General features: G+C 51.8%; 17 protein-coding genes and 1 pseudogene. 5 read left to right on the top strand and 13 right to left on the bottom strand.

What is annotated here, in order from left to right:
- Positions 1-198 precede the first annotated feature (198 nt).
- The 4 genes from alr to JI735_RS14985 all read right to left on the bottom strand — a co-directional run bounded on the left by alr (position 199) and on the right by JI735_RS14985 (position 3,763).
- The gene (gene alr / locus JI735_RS15000) at positions 199-1,380 is read right to left on the bottom strand and encodes an alanine racemase (protein ID WP_039836290.1); all 1,182 of its coding nucleotides are present in this window, start codon (positions 1,378-1,380) and stop codon (positions 199-201) included.
- 222 nt (positions 1,381-1,602) lie between these two features.
- Positions 1,603-2,688, bottom strand: a complete 1,086-nt coding sequence (locus JI735_RS14995) for a LolA family protein (RefSeq protein ID WP_039836292.1) — start codon at positions 2,686-2,688, stop codon at positions 1,603-1,605.
- Between the two features lie 37 nt (positions 2,689-2,725).
- Positions 2,726-2,899, bottom strand: coding sequence for a hypothetical protein (locus JI735_RS14990; RefSeq protein ID WP_202677525.1), 174 nt, complete (start codon positions 2,897-2,899; stop codon positions 2,726-2,728).
- 27 nt (positions 2,900-2,926) lie between these two features.
- Complete coding sequence (locus JI735_RS14985) at positions 2,927-3,763, bottom strand: methyl-accepting chemotaxis protein (RefSeq protein ID WP_039836293.1); 837 nt, start codon at positions 3,761-3,763, stop codon at positions 2,927-2,929.
- A 239-nt stretch (positions 3,764-4,002) separates the two neighbouring features.
- On the opposite strand from JI735_RS14985, the gene JI735_RS14980 reads away from it, so the two are divergent.
- Positions 4,003-6,060: a methyl-accepting chemotaxis protein gene (locus JI735_RS14980; RefSeq protein ID WP_039836294.1), complete on the top strand. Its 2,058-nt coding sequence runs from the start codon at positions 4,003-4,005 to the stop codon at positions 6,058-6,060.
- A 55-nt stretch (positions 6,061-6,115) separates the two neighbouring features.
- Here JI735_RS14980 and JI735_RS14975 read toward each other — a convergent pair whose 3' ends face one another.
- From JI735_RS14975 to JI735_RS14965, 3 genes and pseudogenes are all read right to left on the bottom strand, one after another.
- A complete protein-coding gene (locus JI735_RS14975; RefSeq protein ID WP_039836295.1) occupies positions 6,116-7,078 on the bottom strand; it encodes a DUF4367 domain-containing protein in 963 nt (320 codons plus the stop codon).
- Positions 7,075-7,587 (bottom strand): sigma-70 family RNA polymerase sigma factor, encoded by a 513-nt coding sequence (locus JI735_RS14970; RefSeq protein WP_233476408.1) that lies wholly within the window; start codon positions 7,585-7,587, stop codon positions 7,075-7,077. Before JI735_RS14970 ends, JI735_RS14975 begins: the two co-directional genes overlap by 4 nt.
- A gap of 373 nt (positions 7,588-7,960) precedes the next feature.
- A pseudogene (locus JI735_RS14965) lies at positions 7,961-9,161 on the bottom strand (MFS transporter).
- 270 nt (positions 9,162-9,431) lie between these two features.
- Here JI735_RS14965 and JI735_RS14960 point away from each other — a divergent pair.
- Positions 9,432-10,007, top strand: coding sequence for a TetR/AcrR family transcriptional regulator (locus JI735_RS14960; RefSeq protein WP_020427633.1), 576 nt, complete (start codon positions 9,432-9,434; stop codon positions 10,005-10,007).
- On the opposite strand, the gene JI735_RS14955 is transcribed toward JI735_RS14960, so the two are convergent.
- Positions 9,981-10,160, bottom strand: coding sequence for an aspartyl-phosphate phosphatase Spo0E family protein (locus JI735_RS14955; RefSeq protein ID WP_039836298.1), 180 nt, complete (start codon positions 10,158-10,160; stop codon positions 9,981-9,983). The two genes, JI735_RS14960 and JI735_RS14955, sit on opposite strands and share 27 nt — an antisense overlap.
- A 159-nt stretch (positions 10,161-10,319) precedes the next feature.
- On the bottom strand, positions 10,320-10,991 hold the full coding sequence (locus JI735_RS14950; protein WP_039836299.1) for an O-methyltransferase: 672 nt from the start codon (positions 10,989-10,991) through the stop codon (positions 10,320-10,322).
- Between the two features lie 122 nt (positions 10,992-11,113).
- Between JI735_RS14950 and JI735_RS14945 the strand changes: the two genes are divergently transcribed.
- The 3 genes from JI735_RS14945 to JI735_RS14935 all read left to right on the top strand — a co-directional run bounded on the left by JI735_RS14945 (position 11,114) and on the right by JI735_RS14935 (position 14,057).
- Positions 11,114-12,010, top strand: a complete 897-nt coding sequence (locus JI735_RS14945; RefSeq protein ID WP_039836307.1) for a LysR family transcriptional regulator — start codon at positions 11,114-11,116, stop codon at positions 12,008-12,010.
- 129 nt (positions 12,011-12,139) lie between these two features.
- Complete coding sequence (locus JI735_RS14940; RefSeq protein ID WP_039836300.1) at positions 12,140-13,273, top strand: stalk domain-containing protein; 1,134 nt, start codon at positions 12,140-12,142, stop codon at positions 13,271-13,273.
- Positions 13,274-13,277: 4 nt separating this feature from the next.
- Entirely contained in the window at positions 13,278-14,057 is a 780-nt protein-coding gene (locus JI735_RS14935) for a TatD family hydrolase (protein WP_083886779.1), read from the top strand.
- A gap of 60 nt (positions 14,058-14,117) precedes the next feature.
- Here JI735_RS14935 and JI735_RS14930 read toward each other — a convergent pair whose 3' ends face one another.
- From JI735_RS14930 to JI735_RS14915, 4 genes are all read right to left on the bottom strand, one after another.
- Positions 14,118-14,273, bottom strand: a complete 156-nt coding sequence (locus tag JI735_RS14930) for a hypothetical protein (RefSeq protein WP_157771411.1) — start codon at positions 14,271-14,273, stop codon at positions 14,118-14,120.
- A gap of 17 nt (positions 14,274-14,290) precedes the next feature.
- A complete protein-coding gene (locus tag JI735_RS14925) occupies positions 14,291-14,446 on the bottom strand; it encodes a hypothetical protein (protein ID WP_202677524.1) in 156 nt (51 codons plus the stop codon).
- A gap of 38 nt (positions 14,447-14,484) precedes the next feature.
- On the bottom strand, positions 14,485-15,069 hold the full coding sequence (locus JI735_RS14920) for a histidine phosphatase family protein (protein ID WP_039836302.1): 585 nt from the start codon (positions 15,067-15,069) through the stop codon (positions 14,485-14,487).
- Between the two features lie 354 nt (positions 15,070-15,423).
- Positions 15,424-16,698, bottom strand: coding sequence for an MFS transporter (locus JI735_RS14915; protein WP_039836303.1), 1,275 nt, complete (start codon positions 16,696-16,698; stop codon positions 15,424-15,426).
- Positions 16,699-16,707: the final 9 nt, after the last annotated feature.

Below are 16,707 nucleotides of genomic sequence, written 5' to 3'. Positions count from 1 at the left end.
CACAAACCTTCTGCCCTTGTGTTCCAGTGTTGCAATATACAAGGAATTTTATACAAGGAATATATGCCGCCAGTATATCAAGTATGCTGCATTCCATTATAAACTAGAAATGGCGGTTCGTATAGACCATAAGTCACACTCGTCAATACGACATTATCCTTCTATTCCGTTCTTTGCATCAGCAACGCGGTCAAGACATTAGGTCTGCAGCAAGGGGTTCACCAGGTTAGGAGCAGCGCCTTCGCGTACATACACACGCGGCACCCGGTGGGCCAGCATACAGATTACCTCGTAGTGAATCGTTCCAAGATGGAGCGCCAGTTCGTCTGCCGTGATGGACACGGCACCCTGGCGTCCGATGAGTACAACCTCTTCGCCAGCTTTGATTTGTTCCGCTTCTTCAGCGAAAGATTTGAGCGTTACCATACACTGGTCCATGCAGATGGTTCCGACGACAGGAACGCGGCGTCCGCGTATTAGCACCTCCGCTTTGCCTGTTAGCATGCGGGAATATCCGTCGGCGTACCCCACCGGAAGCGTCGCAATGATCTCCTCGCTGTCTGTGAAGTACCGGGTGCCGTAGCTGATGCCCCAATCGGGCGGCAGGGTTTTGACATAGACCGCCTGCGTCTTCAGCGTCATTACCGGGTGTAAAGCCACCAGCTCGCGGTTCACCTCTGTCGAGGGGTAGAAACCGTACAAGCTTATGCCTACACGCACCATGTTACTGGATAGAAGAGGTGTATCAATGGCCGTAGCGCTATTGCCCGTATGTATGATCGGGATGTGAATGTCTCTGTCCCGAAGCGTTTCGGCCACGCTCATAAACCGTCGGTACTGCATCAGTGTATAGCTTTTGTTGCTTTCGTCTGCTTTGGCAAAATGTGTGAACATCCCCTCCAGCTCCGCCTGCGCTACAGAATGCACTTCAGCGATAAAATCGGGGGCATCAGCCGGCAAAAGCCCCAGCCGACCCATCCCGCTGTCTATCTTGATGTGCACTTTCAGCCGGTGCTCCGGGTCAACCGGAAGCTGTCTTACCGCCTCCAGCACCTCCGGGGTGAACAGTGTTACGGTTACATGGTTCTTCCAGGCAACGGGTATTCCTTCCGGAGAGGTGTAGCCGAGCACCAGAATAGGAATTAGTATTCCCGCTTGACGCAGCTCCAATGCCTCATCCAAAAAAGCAACACTTACATAATCCGCTCCAAGCCGTTCCAGCTCCCGGGTCACTTCCACCGCTCCATGGCCGTACGCATTTCCTTTGACGCATCCCATGAACTTGGTCTCCGCAGGAAGAACCTTGCGGAAGGCCTCATAATTGGCACGCAGATCATCGAGATTAATCTCGGCTACTGTAGGTCGATAGCTTGCTTGCACTTCAGGGTCACCTTCTAACATTGTAGTAAAACATCTCTGCATCGTATTGATTATAGTCTTACCGTCAATGGTAATGCTAATCGAAGGCGGCTGTCAATGTAAGCAGGGAGCTATCTTTTGGCAGAACCTCTATAGGTCCTGTCAGGGCCAGAAGAGCTGAAAAAGCGGATACTGCTTGTAGAGGAATGACTCCCACCATACGCAGTATCCGCCTACTGATATTTACTTACCCGATTGTTCCTCCATAGAAGCGGCAATCTGCATCATTTCGCTCACAGGAAGATTTGCACTGGTGATCCGGTACTGCACCCCATCGCTCATCCAGGTCAGTGTCTTCTGCTCATCACCGGTCAGCGCCCCTGCGGTGAAGCCGAGATCAATCAAGGTTGCCGGTGCCAGTGAGACAGCGCGGTCCAGCGGCCGGGACTCAATGATTGTGTACTGGTATGTTCCATCATAGCGGAGAAGCACGGAATGATCCTTGCTGTCCTCAAGTTTGTTGGAATCTTTCAGCTGCACACCGGCTGGGATATAACCCGGTTCAATAATCCCGAAATCACCGGGTTCAGCGGCCGCCGTCTGGTCTTCCTGCCGGGCGTTCTCCGGTGCAGCGACCGGATTGCCATTCTCATCCACTTCCGCCAGTGTGCTTTCGGCAGCACTGCCTGTTGCCATATTCTTTTGCATATCAAAAGAATCCTTGGTAAATTCCGGATCGAACTTGAAGCTGTCGAACTTCACGTTCACCACAACCTTGGCTTCCGAATCGGAGACCTGCACCTGCTTCGGCTCATAGGTCTTCTTCGCCAGCCAGATTTTCTGGCGGACCAGCGCGCTGCTCTGGTAATTCGCGGCTACCTCGAACACGTAGTTGTCTCCATCCTCCACAAACTGGCGGTTGTTGTCGGAGACAATTCCCCGGAGCAGCGTCTGGTACAGATAGACCTGGCCTTGATTGTCCGGCCAGTCGCTCTGGAAGCGGAAGCTTTTGCCAAGGCTTGGTGTCAGTACGAATACGCCCTCATCGTTGCGCAGCACGATTTGCGTAACATCCTTCTGGACGTTCGACAGGCTGATCCGGTAGTAGGAAGGATTCTTGTACCAGACCTCCACCTTATACTCCTGCGGCTGCTCGCCGGTGTACAGCGTCATCGTGCCCGAACCCTGGTAAGCCCCCTGCTTGCTCTCCAGCTTGTCAGACACATTGTTCAAATCCTTGACCACGGAAGCGGCGTCCTTCTTTCCGCATCCCGCGAGCACCAGGGCCACGCTCATAATGATCGCGAGTACCCATGTTATCCGGCGCATGACATCATCCCCTTAACCTGTTTTGGAAAAGCATTGATTAGTACATGTCTATGAGGGACTTGCCTGCATTATGCAGACGGGCATGACAAGCAGGATGGATAATGGCAGCCAGCCGGACAGCAACCCAAAAAGCCCGCGCAGAGCGCAGGCTTACTGAGGTAAACCGGGTGAGCAAACGGTCACCCGGACCAACCGGACAGCGATAAATCACGGATCAGCAGACCGCTGGGCTCCCGCTTCATATCAGCCGCGCGATCTTCTCAATCTCAACGGCGGAAGCAGACATCTGCTGCATCGAGGCGGTAATCTCCTCTGTCGCTGCGGCCTGGCGTTCGCTCTGGGCCAGACAATCCATCAGTGTTGCTTCCATCTGGTTAATGTTCTGTTTGATCGTCTGCAGAATGCCGGCGATATCCTTCGCGGACGAGGCGCTGGATACGGACATCTTCCGGATCTCTTGCGCAACGATGCCGAAGCCGCGCCCGTGCTCCGCAGCATGGGCAGCTTCAATCGCCGCGTTAAGCCCCAGCAGGTTGGAATTATCCGCCACCTTGCGGATGAACTCCAGAATCTCATCCGTCTGCTGCAGCTCCTCAACCACTTTCTGCCCCAGCAGCTTCAGCTCACCTACGGTGTTCGCCAGATCAGAGGCGGTTTCCGCGATCTCTTCCGAGGTCGAGCTGATTTGTTCAGAGGTCACTGCCAGAGCATTCGCCGCATCGCTGAGCGTTTCCTGGTTGCTGAGGCTGATTCCTATGGTAAAAACACCAGCTACCGCTCCGTTCTGATCCTTTATCGGCATAGAGGTGGATTTGAACGGCCAGCCGTAGATTTCCTTCGGAATATTGGCACTCACGTCCTCTCCCGTTTCCAATGCCATGCGGATTCCCCCGCTTGGCGGAACCGGCATCCCCTCTTGAATGCGGATATCCAGCTCTGTTCCCGGCAGATAGTAGATGAATTTTTCCGAATCCGCCAATGCGAACATCACATCCAGCGGAAATAGACGCTGCACCAGCGGCAGTGATATTTTCAGAGACTCCAGTAATTGTCCAAGCTCAGTTTCATTGTTCATGACCGCAACAGCTCCCACGAAAACATTTTTGATCATTATAGCATAGGAGAAAATATCTCTATATTAGATATCTTACCCTCAATAGCACAAGCCTGGTTTTATTCAGCAACAGCAACCGTTTTTTTCGCCAAGGCAGTAGGTCAAATGTAATATTTTATCATTTAATTAAAGCAAATTTGCAGCCGATATATTAACGTAACCATGTGAGTAACTTATACAAAGCAGAGGAGAATAACAACATGTGGAAAGCAAACAAAGTATCCAATAAAATAAGCAACATCTCTCTGAAGGTTAAGCTTCCTATTCTATTAAGCTTACTTGTGGCTGTAGTTCTCATGGCAACTTCAGTGACGGTCTATTTGTTTTCTTCGGACCTGCTGCTCCGCAAGAGCAAGGATGAAATTAATGCGAATAGTGACCGTATAGGCGAGGGACTGTGGACAGCGATGCAGCTTGAGGAACAAATCTCTTATGTCATTTCCGTGCATAATACCTTCAAAGAGCTGCTAGAGCTTAGAGAACAAGGAACATTATCGGATCAAGCGTTCTTTTCCCCGGACAATCCCGTTTTCAGTAAAGCGAACAACATCCTTCAGGATAGTCTGCAGGGAGGAAATGACTCCTTGCTTGTATTGGATTCACAAGGGACTATCGTCGCAGGAACCAATAAAGAGAGTTTGGGGCAATCCCGGGTTGACCGGGAGTATTTCACAGAAGCCTTAAAAGGAAAATCGTTTATCAGCGACGCTATTGTCTCCAAATCAAACAACAAACTGCTCCTGGTATTCTCCCAACCGGTCAAATCTGCCGACGGGAAAGTTCTGGGCGTCCTGGCCATGACAGTAGCCAGCGACTTCTTCCTCGATAAACTGGGCAACATTAATATTAATGCCAAAGGTAAAATTGAGGTTCTAAGCCGGGGCGGGATTGTATTATATAATTCCTCCGACCCGGCGCGTATTGGCCAGGATGTCGGTGATGATCCGGGGATCAAAACTTTACTGGAGACCCGGGCAACGGATGAGCTGGAAATCCAGACGACCGAACTGGGCACGGAATACCTGAGAATCAATAAAATTCCCAAGGCCGACCTTACTATATCTGTTATTGATTCCTACGACGATATTGAACGCCCCATTCAGGATATGTTAATGAAGATATTGATTGTAACCGTCATTGCCCTGCTGGTTGCCATTGGTTTCGGACTGCTGCTGTCCCGTTCCATTACCAAACCTGTGGTTACGCTGACCTCACGGTTCAAAACATTGGCTACGGGAGATTTGACGGTAACCGCAGACGGCAGCTATAAAAGTGAGTTCAAGGATCTGGCGGACAGCTTTAATACCATGGTCCAGCAAAATAAAGCGCTCATCACCAATATGAACGATTCGATTACCATACTTAAGACAAGCACCCATGAGCTGGAGGAGACCTCCAAACAGGCCGCCCGTTCTGTGAATGAAACCTCGGTAACCTCAATGGGAATAGCCCAGGCGATGGAGCTTCAATCCAATGATACTGAGCAAATCGTCAATAAGTTCTATGGGTTCAGTGAGAAATTTGCCGGAATGAATGATAACGCGCAAGCGGTCAGACAAAGAGCCGAAGAAATCACCCAGGTCTTCCATACCAGCAATCAGGTCGTCGAAGGGTTGATTGAGATCAGCAGCAAAAATGAACAGGAAGTCCAAAAAATCTCGGCCATCACCGTTAAGCTTCAGGATAGCTCCAACAGCATCAGCAATATTACGGGGGCCATTAATCAGATTGCCGCCCAGACCAATCTGCTTGCCCTTAATGCATCGATTGAAGCTGCAAGGGCCGGGGAACATGGAAGAGGTTTTGCCGTAGTAGCTTCCGAGATTCGCAAGCTCGCTGAGCAAAGCTCGAGGCAATCGAACGAAATTTATGAGATTATTCAACAAAACCTGGCGTTTGTCGCCGAAAATAATGATAGCGTAATGGAGATTAATCAGATTTCCGCAAAGCAGGATGAGCTCGTAGGACAAACCCAAACGGCCTTCCAGACCATTCTGGATAAAATCACAGAAATCACTGTGCAAATCCAATCAATGGCCGATGAAATTGCTCATATGCAAAAGGATAAGGACGAGGTTCTCGATTCAGCTCAAAGCCTGTCAGCTACCGGAGAAGAGGTTTCCGCATCGGTAGAGGAAGTTACCGCTACTATGATGGAGCAATCCTCCGCCGTTGACCAGCTGGCTGAGATGGTGGGAACCATAGACCAGCTCTCGAAAAGCCTGGCCGAAGCAGCCTCTACATTTCGGATAGAATAAAAAAAGCAGCGGTTCTCCTAAATGGAGGATCGCTGCTTTTTTGGCTAATTTCTGGTCAACGGATCGACTCAGCGATCTTCAGCACCTCGGACCGGTCCAGGCCACTGGTGTTCACAGAATACAACACGCCGTCCGCCTCCCAATCCAGACTTCTGTCATCCATCATGACAGCATCGGCGCCGTTCACCCGCACTTTTTCCATCTTCCCGCTGGTTGACATTTCGTAGGCTGTTTCCTCGTCAGAATAGCGAAACTGCATGGAGAGCTTCTGGCCGATTTTTTCACTGGTGAATATCAGGTCGAGGTATTTGCCGTTCACACCTTGTTCCCCTTTGCTGAATTCCCCATGGTCAAAAGCAAACCCTTCAGGTAGATACTTCGGCAGCTTTACAGTAAAAAGTGCGTATCGATCCAGTTCCGCCGGGTCCTTCACGATCAGCCGGTTCGCCTCCGCTTCCTTGTCGCGCTGCTCCTGCTCGCTCTTCGTAATCAGCTTATCGCCATCAAAATTAACGATCTGCTCTCCCTCGGCGTTATAGACTTCACCCAGCTTCTTGGTATTATCTTCAATCTTATTTCCGTTTTTATCATAGAGCTTGCCCTTCCACGCCTCAGGAAACGATTGAGTCTCGTCAGGGTCCATCTGGCTGGCAATAATGTTGCCGAGATTGATCTTGTTCAGCGCTCTGTCCAGCAGCTCCTGGGCAAAGGATGGCTTAACGATGCTTATACTTAGCACCCCTGCAACTAATAGGGAAGCGAGGATTATGACCGGGCGTCTCAATTTAGCGTTCATTTTCATTATTTTTTCCTCCTGCTGGTTATAGGTCTTGTTCCTCACTCTGCCGAGAACAGCCTGCTTATGGGAGGCTTCGCTGAAATCCTGTCCGGCCAGAACTCTGCTCAGCTCCAGCAGCTCCAGGTACTCCGGAGAACCTTTCCACTGGGCGGGCTCCAGATGATGCAGACCTGCGTCAACATCCCTGGAGAACTTTTGCACTGTCTTTTTAGTTTTCACAGCTGGTCCACGCTCCCTATTTCAGATTTCAATTTTCTCATGCAGCGGTATAGAATGACGCCGACGTTGCTTTCAGTCATTCCGGTGAGGCTGGCAATTTCCTTGTTCTTCAGATCAGCGCCGAATTTCAGCGCCACGATATTCCGCTCTTTGGCTGACAGTGTATCCAGCGCAAGATTTAGCCTTCCGCTGCGTTCCCCCTCCAGCATGTGCTCCTCCGGGGCTTGTCTGCTTGACACCAGTTCCCGGATGGCATCCAGAGAAAACAGACGGTTCCGCTTCCGGCTTCTGTAATAATCATTCACTACATTTCTGGCGATGGCGAACAGCCACACCTCAAACGGTGCTTTTTCCGGGGAGTAGCTATGCAGCTTGGACCATGTCTTTTCGAAGACCTGGCTGGTCAAATCCTCCGCCGTATAGTGGCAGCTGACACGGTAAGCAATATAATTGAATATTCTTGAATAATAGGTTTCAAAGACCGTTGTGAACAGCTTGTCTGTATCCACTGAATTTGGTTCTGAATCCTCTTTTGCTTGTTTAATTCTCCCTTGCTTAAAAGATTGTAACAATGCGCGCTCTTGCATCTCTCAAGCTCTCCTTTCCTGCAACATCCACCGGGCCAAGTGTTGTACACCAGCTAATACGCCAATATCTGCATTTCATTACAAGCAGGAATAAAAAGTCCAAATCTCCCTTATCCCCTCAAGTATCATGGATTGTTTCTCTGCTGTATGCGGATTATGTTGCACATTCTGCTCATACAAGTAAAAACGGCTACGCCGTTCTTATTAGGACGGTACCCGTATATTAAAAAAAGACTGCTCTCCAGCGCTGGTTGATCCAGCCCAGAGAGCAGTCTTTTTAACAAGACCCTGCCGCTTACGCTTGTTTTTTCTCCGTTAAGTAGTACAAGATGGCCAATACCGGCAGAGCCAGCCCGATCAGAGTAGTCAATCCCCAGCCGCCATACGCATATGCCCAGCCTCCGAGAGGAACCAATGGCTCCGCCTATGAAGAAAATAGCCATAAACAATCCGTTCAAACGTCCTCTCGCTTCGTTGCCAAGGGAATAGATCGCCCGCTGTCCAAGCACCAGGTTCCCCGAAACCCCCATATCCAGGATAATGGCCCCCACAACCAGCAGTCCCAGTGTTACTTTGGAATCACTTTGAAACAGGTAAGCGATTAAAAAGGCTGCGGCCGCCAGCATAAACGCAAGTCCTGTCAGGGGTCTGGTCCAGCCCCGGTCCGCCAGTCTTCCGGCAATAGGAGCGGCAACCGCACCGGCGACACCGGCCAATGCGAACAGGGCAATTCCCTGCTGACTCAGATGATAGGTATCGGCCAGCCGCAAAGAAACGGTCGTCCAGAACAAGCTGAAGGTTCCAAACAGACTAGCCTGATACAGCGCCCGGCGGCGCAGCACCGGTGTAGTCTTCAGCAGCGTCCCCAGCGAACGGATCAATCCGCCATAGTTCATGGTTGGCATAGGCTGACGTTTAGGAAGGACACGGGATAACAGAATCGTCAACAGCGCGATTACTACCGCAGAGATGGCAAAGATCGCATGCCAGCCCCAGAGACCGGAGACAAAGCTGGCCAGCGGACGGGCGAACATAATTCCCAGCAGCAATCCGCTCATCACATTGCCCACGACCCGGCCGCGGTGTTCTTCAGCGGCTAAGTAGGAAGCATACGGCACCAGAATCTGTGCGGCTACCGAACCGAGTCCGATAAACAGGGATGCGGCCAGAAACAACGGCGCATTGGGAGCAAGAGTAGCCGCTGCCAGTGCAGCTACCACGACTGCCAGCGAAGTTACCGTCAAGCGGCGGTTTTCAATAATGTCGCTAAGCGGCACCACAAACAACAGTCCAATAACATAACCGATCTGGGTCAGCGTCACAATCAGCCCTGCAGCTCCAGAGGAAAGATGAGTAGCTGCGCTGATCGGTCCAACCAGCGTCTGGGCATAATACAGATTGGCAACAATAAGTCCGCAGGAGGCCGCCAGCAGAAAAGTGATCCAGCCGGGGACCGCCTTGCTTGCTGCGCTTGCTTGCGCATGTTTCACGTTCATTCCACGACTTGCCTGATTTACCTGGTTCATGTGAATTCCACCCTTCATTTAAATACTAAACGTATAGTTCATTAATTTATGTCTTTATGATATACTGAACGTACAGTTTTGTAAATAGGCAATTCGAAATTTATTTATAAAGTCTGTGATTCACAGCTTATCCTTCGCCAGGCTGGCTAACTCCATGTATGTTTTTGTATAATGGACGTATAGTTTCTTATGGTGAACCGGAATATGGCTAAGGATAAATTCAATCAGGAGGTTATCATGATGGATAAAAAAAGAGGACGGCCGCGCAATAATGAGGCCGAGGCTGCCATTCTTGCGGCATCCTATGACTTGCTGCTGGAGACGGGATTCGGCGCCGTGACGGTAGAGAAAATTGCGGAACGGGCAAAAGTCAGCAAAGCCACGATCTATAAATGGTGGCCCAATAAAGCGGCTGTGGTGATTGACGGGTATCTGTCTGCCGCTACCGCCCGGCTTCCTGTGCCGGATACGGGTTCCGTTAAGGAGGATATTAGAATCCATGCTACGAACCTGGCCGCTTTTCTGTACAGCCGTGAAGGAAAGGTCATTACGGAGATGATCGGAGAAGGACAATTCGATGCCGGCCTTGCCGAGGCTTACCGGACGAGATTCTTCGCACCGCGCCGTCAGGAAGCCAGACAACTGCTGGAGCGCGGGGTAATGCGGGGGGAACTGAAAAAGGATCTGGATGTAAATTGCAGTATTGATCTTATGTATGGACCGATATTCTACCGGCTGCTGATTACAGGAGACACACTCAATGGAGAATTTGTAGAAAAGCTGTTGGCATTAGCTTTCGAAGGGATCCGAGCGTAGCGATTCTTCCTTGGTATACTCATTAATTAATGTGTCCAGCTTCATGGATTGCCTGATCACTTTCGGATGCAGCAGCCCATAGGTTGTTTCCATCTCATTCAGCTTCCTGCGTTCTGCCTCGATGCACCGCTGAATGGCTTCAAGCTTGTTCATGAACATAACCTCCCCTAGGTAGTTTAGAAGGTTATGTTAAATTATAGGACGCCGAGAGATATGCAGCATTGAATGAAAAACCACTGGAAATGCAAGGTTATGCCTTTCCGGTGACCCGCAGACATGGACAGCTTTTACGTCCAGTTCTGCGGGGTACTGTTATGCTGTGACCATTCCCAGAACAAATCCATCATATCCTTTGCTGCCTACGGTCTGTAGTGCTGTTGCCTCTACCCGCGGTTCGGCTGCCAGCAGGTCTATAAACTGACGAATGCCCTGCACCCGGTCATCCTTGCTGTCGGCCTGAACCACCTCACCGCCGCGTACAACATTGTCCGCTACTATGACCGATCCCGGACAGGCCAGCTTCAGCGCCCACTTCAGGTAGTGCGGATTATTGGGCTTATCGGCATCGATAAAAATAAAGTCAAAAGGCGCAGCCCCCCGCGCTTCCAGCGCTGCCAGAGACTCCAGCGCCGGCCCTTCAATGACCTCTGTTTTATCGGCTAATCCTGCCAGTCTCAGATTATCCTCCGCCACCACGACATGCTTATGCTCGTATTCGAGTGAAACCAGTCTGCCTGCTTCCGGCAAGGCCAGGGCCAGCCAGATGGTGCTGTAGCCTCCCAGTGTGCCAATCTCCAGAATATTTGCCGCCCCTTTCATCTTGGCCAGGAGATACAGCAGCTTCCCCTGATTCGGGGCAACATCAACCGCCGGCAATCCGGCCCCTGCATTCGCATCCAGCACAGTATCCAGCACCGGATCGGCTGGCAGCAGCCTGCTGTTGAAATATCCGTCAACCTCGCTCCATGTGTTCATTTCTCCCATGATATGATTCCTCCTTTAAGTTGTGTATTGGATCTGTCTTTAATATAAGATACAATGAACCATAATACTAATATATGTTTTTGCGATTTATATATATTTATGTTATGAAAGAAGGGATACTTATTAACATCCATGCCCTGAGACTGTTTTATTATGTGGCCGAGACCGGGAGCGTTACGAAGGCGGCAGCCCGGCTGAATATCAGTCAGCCGGCAGTGACCAGCCAGATTAAGAAATTCGAGAAGGATCTGGGCCTGCCCCTGTTCAATCCCAGCGGACGAGGAGTCTCGCTTACCCCCTTTGGGATAGAGCTGGCTAAGCAGGCCGGCAATTTCTTCACCTACGAGGAACAAATTGATGAATTTGTAGAGGACTACCGCCACGGCCGGAAAGGCAAGCTCCGCATTGCCGCCACTTATCTTCCGGCAAATTTCCTGGTTCCCGGCTGGGCTGCGAGGTTCAAAGCCGGCTGTCCGGAGATTGAAATGGAGATTACAACAACTAATTCCCAGCAGGCTTTTGAACAACTGAAGCGCCATGAAGCCGACGTCGCCTTCTATGGAGGGGGAGCACAGGACAGGCCGGAGGATATCGATTGGCTGGAGCTTTTTGAGGATGAGCTGTGGTTCGTGGTGTCCCCTTCCCATCCCTACGCAGGCCGTACTGTGTCATTACAGGAGATGATGCTGGAGCCGTTCATTATGCGGGAGGAAGGCAGCTCAACCCGGGCACGTCTTGTCTCGCTGTGTGTTACCTATGGTCTGAAGCCGCCGCAGGTTACTTTGCAGTTCAGCGGTCTGGGCGAAGCCATCCGTTCGGTCATGGCCGGATACGGTGCCAACTTTATCTCTTCTCTGGCTGTGCGGGAATATGTGGAACAGAAGCGGCTGTCCCGGGTGCAGGTAGAAGGCATTCAGCTAAGCAATCATATTGCCATCTGCACACGAAGCCATGAATCCGTGCCTCCAGCTCTGCAGCAATTCATTGACATCTGCCGCAGCTTTCCGCCTGAATTGTAGTGATGGCTTCTTTTCTTGCATAAAACGTAACATTCCTGTCTTCGTATTGTTAACGGATCGTGTCCCCGGAGCGGAAGATATACAGTATAATTGAATGGATTGGAACTTTTAGACTCTGGAGGTTATTCTGTGAAAAAAATACTGACCGCTTCCGCTCTTGCCTTGCTGATCGCCGGATGTGCGGCAGCTCCAACCATAGATTCTGTATCTGCAACTGCACCGTTAACACTGTCGGTAGACGGCCAGCCCGTTCTGCCCAAGCTTCGCCCTTTTTATTCCGGAGAGCTAATGTATGTCCCGGCCAGAGCGCTGCTGGAATATTACCCGGTTGAATTGAAATGGGATAATGCACACAAAAAACTCAGCTTAACTACCAACAGCTCCCGTTCGGTTCTGTCACCCGGCAGTTCAGCCATGCAGGTTCAATATACGCAGACTGACGGAGGTTATAAGGACAAGCTAGAGGGGCCGGTCCTTCTCAAGGAGGGGCATGTGTATGTTTCTGCGGGGACTGTGGACCTGCTTACCGGAGCGGTAGCCAAGCTTGCAGCTTCCGGAGATACGGTGTCCATTACATCGGGAGATGTCAGTACATCCGTACGGGTCCCCAAAGACCCTCTTGCCGTTGCAGCGGGCAGCTCCGGTAAGGTCAAGCTGTATGCGGCCCGGAAGCAAGGCAGTACCTATAAAGGGTTCATACTTGAAGTGAACGGCAGGAAGCACAGCTATAACTGGGGATCTCCCAGACTGGTGTCATACCCGCCGGAACTTCACTATGCCGATGTGGATGATGACGGGAAGCCGGAAGCTATAGTGATCTTAAGTCTTGGTACAGGAACGGGTATTTCCCAAGAGGAGGTCCATGTAGTCAAGCCGGAAGTGTGGAAGGAGCTAGCGGTGCCCACAGCGGAAAAGGCAGCCTCCGCCGCTGTCTTCTCCACAATCTCACTGGATCAAAAAGATGTGCTTCTCCAGCTTGAGGTTGCCGGCTCTTCTCCATCAAAGTACACTTTCCGGTTACCTGACCGGGCCGGTGACGGCGGACTGGATCACTTCGGCACCCATGCAGGAATTGGAGCAGTTACTTATTATAAAGTGGCGGATGGCAAGCTGAAGGCAGAAACCAATGTAAGTATAGGAATGGGGGAGAGTATGGGGACATTGATGTTGGACTACAAAGCAGGCAATGGAGGAATGGTACTGGGTACGATCCGGTTTGAACCCCATGACACTACTGAGCAGTATGTGGAGAAGGAGCAATGAAGCGATGATTGATGCTCATATACATCTGGAGCAATATGAGGATTCCGAGCAGCGGGCCATGCTGCTCGGGTTGCTGGAGCAAGATATCCAATCGCTCGTCGCGGTCTCGATGAACCTCGACTCCTGTATCCGCACACAACAAATCGCCGCCCGGTATCCGGGCCGGGTAAAACCGGCCTACGGATTTCACCCGGAGCAGCCGGCTCCAACGGAAGCTGAGCTTGCGGCACTGTTGAAGTGGATCAGTCAGCATGCAGGGGAGATGGTGGCTGTAGGCGAGATCGGGCTTCCCTACTATTTAAGGGCTGAGGCGCTGGCACGCGGGGAAGCTTTTGAGATGGAGCCTTACCTCCGGGTACTCGATAACCTGCTTGCTCTGGCAGCCCGCCTGAACAAACCGGTGGTGCTGCATGCTGTCTACGAGGATGCTATAACCGCCTGCAATCTGCTGGAGAAGCATGGCATTGCCAGAGCGCATTTTCATTGGTTCAAAGGTCCGGAAGAAGCGGTCACGCGCATGATTGAACGCGGCTACCATATCTCCTTCACCCCGGATATTGTATATGAGCCGGAGATCCGGGAGCTGGCACGGCGCTACCCGCAGGGGCTGGTCATGGCCGAGACGGACGGGCCTTGGCCGTTCGAAGGCCCGTTTGCCGGACGTCCAACCCGCCCGGCGATGGTTCATGATGTCGCAGCCGCCTGGGCAGAGCTGCATGGGTATTCTGCCGCCCAGGCGAAGGCGATGCTGACCGCCAATACGGCGCGCTTTTATCAGCTGTAGCAGACGGCTGGCTTGCCCGTAACCCTGCACCTTGACCGCAGAAACGTCCGCTGCCTCACCTCAGCCCTGCTTGATCGCCAAGCGGTAGCCCAGGTTCATGATAAAATTATAAACCGGATGTGTTCCCGACACCCGCATCCGGCGGATGAACGAAGGCAGGGAATAGAAGCGCCGCTGGAAATCAAGATAACCCTCATACAATTGCCCGGAAGTCATGCCGGCGGGATGGAATACTACATCGGTTCCACAAGCGTAATCTTATACTTAGCTTCATCTATGAAACCAGCCAAATAAGGCATCGTAATCTGCACGAAATTGTTGAACTGCTTCCTCCGGAAGCTGTTAATCTTCTGATTTTCCGGCTGGATGAGCAGTATGCTTTTTTTCATAGGTCACCTGCCTGCTCCTCATTCTTCATTATGTACGATCAGTCATGAAGCGGCATTCTTTGCACATGACTAAGCAATCCATCCTTCATTTCCATCCGGTAAATATCCGGTTTGCGGGTCTGCAGCAAAAAATCCAGCCCGTATTCCTCAGCGAACTCATTCATCATCAGCGTCATGACCATCCCGTGGGTGCCAATCACGATTCTCTCGCCCGGATGATTGCGCAGAATCTCCTTCAACGCCTTTACGGCCCGCTCTTTGCAGACACGGTTCGATTCCCCGCCGACTTCCAGCACAAAATCCGGCTCCGCGAACATTTGCTCCAGAAAAGGATACAGCTCCGGGTCCTGCAGCGTACGGTTGTCTTCCGTCCAGCATTTTTCTTTTAAATCCTCGACCTTGTGAATCTCTTTGCCCAGCGCCCCGGCCAGGCCCGCAATCGTATCTACTGCCCGGGTATACGGACTGCTGTATAGGGCATCTATGCCTTCACCCTGCAGCCGCTGCGTTACTCTCTGCGCATCCTTTTCACCCTGTGCTGACAGAAAACGCGATCTTTCGTTGCCCGATGTTTTGAGCGAATCTCCATGCCGCACCATGTAAATATAAGTGGTCGTTGTCATTTTGTTCCTCCTGAAAAATACAAAAACGATCTCCATCTACATATTCGCCCGGCCGGGCCCGTCTCCTCCATATAAAAGGAAAAAAGCCCCTGAGGGCTTAGTGCTGCTCTTGCTCTGGCTCTGACTCTGACTCTGACTCTGACTCTGACTCTTAAGTGTATTTTGTGCAACTATATCTGAGTAATCCAGGAGCTATCGGAGTTTAAATGTATTACTTACAATTAAAAAAGACCATTTCCGTGAATATGAGCAAAAAGTGATTTTTTGTTGCATGAACTGCAGTTACAAGCCATATTGGCTTGAACAAGGCCGAATTAACTGTACAGACTGCAGTTACCCGTGTCTCCTAGCCAATCAACGGTGCTCCACCATGGGCTGCACACTCTCCCGCTTAGCTTCAGGCCAGAGCACCCGGCCAAAGAGCACTCCGACGAGCCCAAGAAGCACTTGAACCATGCCAAAATTCATAAAGATTCGGCCGGGTCCGGCCACCTGAACCAGCCAACCTCCCAGAAGAGGCGCTGTAATCATCACCAGACCGAGTATGCTGCTCTGGATGCCGAAGATGCGGCCGGTCATGTGGGGCGGGGTTTCTTTTTGCAGACAATAATTGAAGGCCACGAAAAAGCTTCCATTCCCGAGCCCCAGTATTAATCCGAACAGCAGCACCCAAATCACAGATGCCCCTGGTTGAAGCAGGCCGAGCCCCCCGACGGAACCGCCTATCAGCACATAGCCCATTCCGAGCCGAAGTCCATAGCTGGTTCCCGGTTTCAACTTGCCCAGAAGCAGAATAACAGATACGGCCCCGACCCCGGATGCGGCAACCATCCAGCCCAGCAGGGATTCATTCTCCGGTGATATCACACGGAACAGACTGGTGAACTGAAAATCAATGATCTGGATCGCCAGCGCCCCTGTGAGTCCAAATAGCATCGTATGCAGCAGCAGCCTGCTGCGGAGCATAAAGCTCCAGCCCTCCGCCCACATCGTGCGCAGCGGAACCCGTTCTTCCTGCACCTCCGCCGCCGGGTGTTCATCCCCGGTATGGATGTTTTTTACGGAGAGCAGCAGCAGATAAGAACCTACCCGGAATATGGCGTTCAGAAGGATACACCACTGCGGGCTGAGCAGCGTAAGCGCCACACCGCCCAGCAGGGGGCCGGCGATTTTGGAGCCCTGGCTGACGATCCCGTTCAGCGAGGTGGCCTGAAGCAGCTGATCCTCTCTGACGATGCTGCGGGTCATGGACTGCTGGGCCGGAACATTCAGCGTGGAGAGTGCCGAGCGCAGCGCCAGCAGCGCCAGCAGCCACACCATATTGGGTGCGAACAGCACCAGTACGGTCAGGAGCGCAGTAAGCAGATCACACATGCGCATCAGCTTCAGCTTGTTCAGCCGGTCGGCGGCCACTCCGGCCACAGAGCCGAGCAGAACGCCGGGAAGCGCCACCGCTACCGGAATCAGCGCCAGCATCAGCGGACTGGCATGCCAGCGGTAACCCACCAGGACCTGAATCGCCAGCGAATCGAACCAATCCCCGAAGGCTGCTGTGGCGTAGGCACTGTACACGCGCATATATACTTTGTTGTGCAGCAGGCTGTTCCCCTGCTTGGCGGAAGCTTCCATCTGTCATTC

The sequence above is a fragment of the Paenibacillus sonchi genome, from assembly GCF_016772475.1.
GTDB lineage: Bacteria > Bacillota > Bacilli > Paenibacillales > Paenibacillaceae > Paenibacillus_AQ > Paenibacillus_AQ sonchi.
Note: the sequence above shows the minus strand (reverse complement) of the source record. Positions and strands in the feature narration are given on the sequence as shown.

What these genes read in the sequence shown, in the direction of transcription:
- JI735_RS14980 (WP_039836294.1), top strand. Translation starts at nt 4,003, where the DNA reads ATGTGGAAAGCAAACAAAGTATCCAATAAAATAAGCAACATCTCTCTG.
- JI735_RS14915 (WP_039836303.1), bottom strand. Translation starts at nt 16,698, where the DNA reads ATGGAAGCTTCCGCCAAGCAGGGGAACAGCCTGCTGCACAACAAAGTA.
- JI735_RS14925 (WP_202677524.1), bottom strand. Translation starts at nt 14,446, where the DNA reads ATGAAAAAAAGCATACTGCTCATCCAGCCGGAAAATCAGAAGATTAAC.
- JI735_RS14920 (WP_039836302.1), bottom strand. Translation starts at nt 15,069, where the DNA reads ATGACAACGACCACTTATATTTACATGGTGCGGCATGGAGATTCGCTC.
- JI735_RS14960 (WP_020427633.1), top strand. Translation starts at nt 9,432, where the DNA reads ATGGATAAAAAAAGAGGACGGCCGCGCAATAATGAGGCCGAGGCTGCC.
- JI735_RS14935 (WP_083886779.1), top strand. Translation starts at nt 13,278, where the DNA reads ATGATTGATGCTCATATACATCTGGAGCAATATGAGGATTCCGAGCAG.
- JI735_RS14950 (WP_039836299.1), bottom strand. Translation starts at nt 10,991, where the DNA reads ATGGGAGAAATGAACACATGGAGCGAGGTTGACGGATATTTCAACAGC.
- JI735_RS14995 (WP_039836292.1), bottom strand. Translation starts at nt 2,688, where the DNA reads ATGCGCCGGATAACATGGGTACTCGCGATCATTATGAGCGTGGCCCTG.
- JI735_RS14985 (WP_039836293.1), bottom strand. Translation starts at nt 3,763, where the DNA reads ATGAACAATGAAACTGAGCTTGGACAATTACTGGAGTCTCTGAAAATA.
- JI735_RS14955 (WP_039836298.1), bottom strand. Translation starts at nt 10,160, where the DNA reads ATGAACAAGCTTGAAGCCATTCAGCGGTGCATCGAGGCAGAACGCAGG.
- JI735_RS14930 (WP_157771411.1), bottom strand. Translation starts at nt 14,273, where the DNA reads ATGACTTCCGGGCAATTGTATGAGGGTTATCTTGATTTCCAGCGGCGC.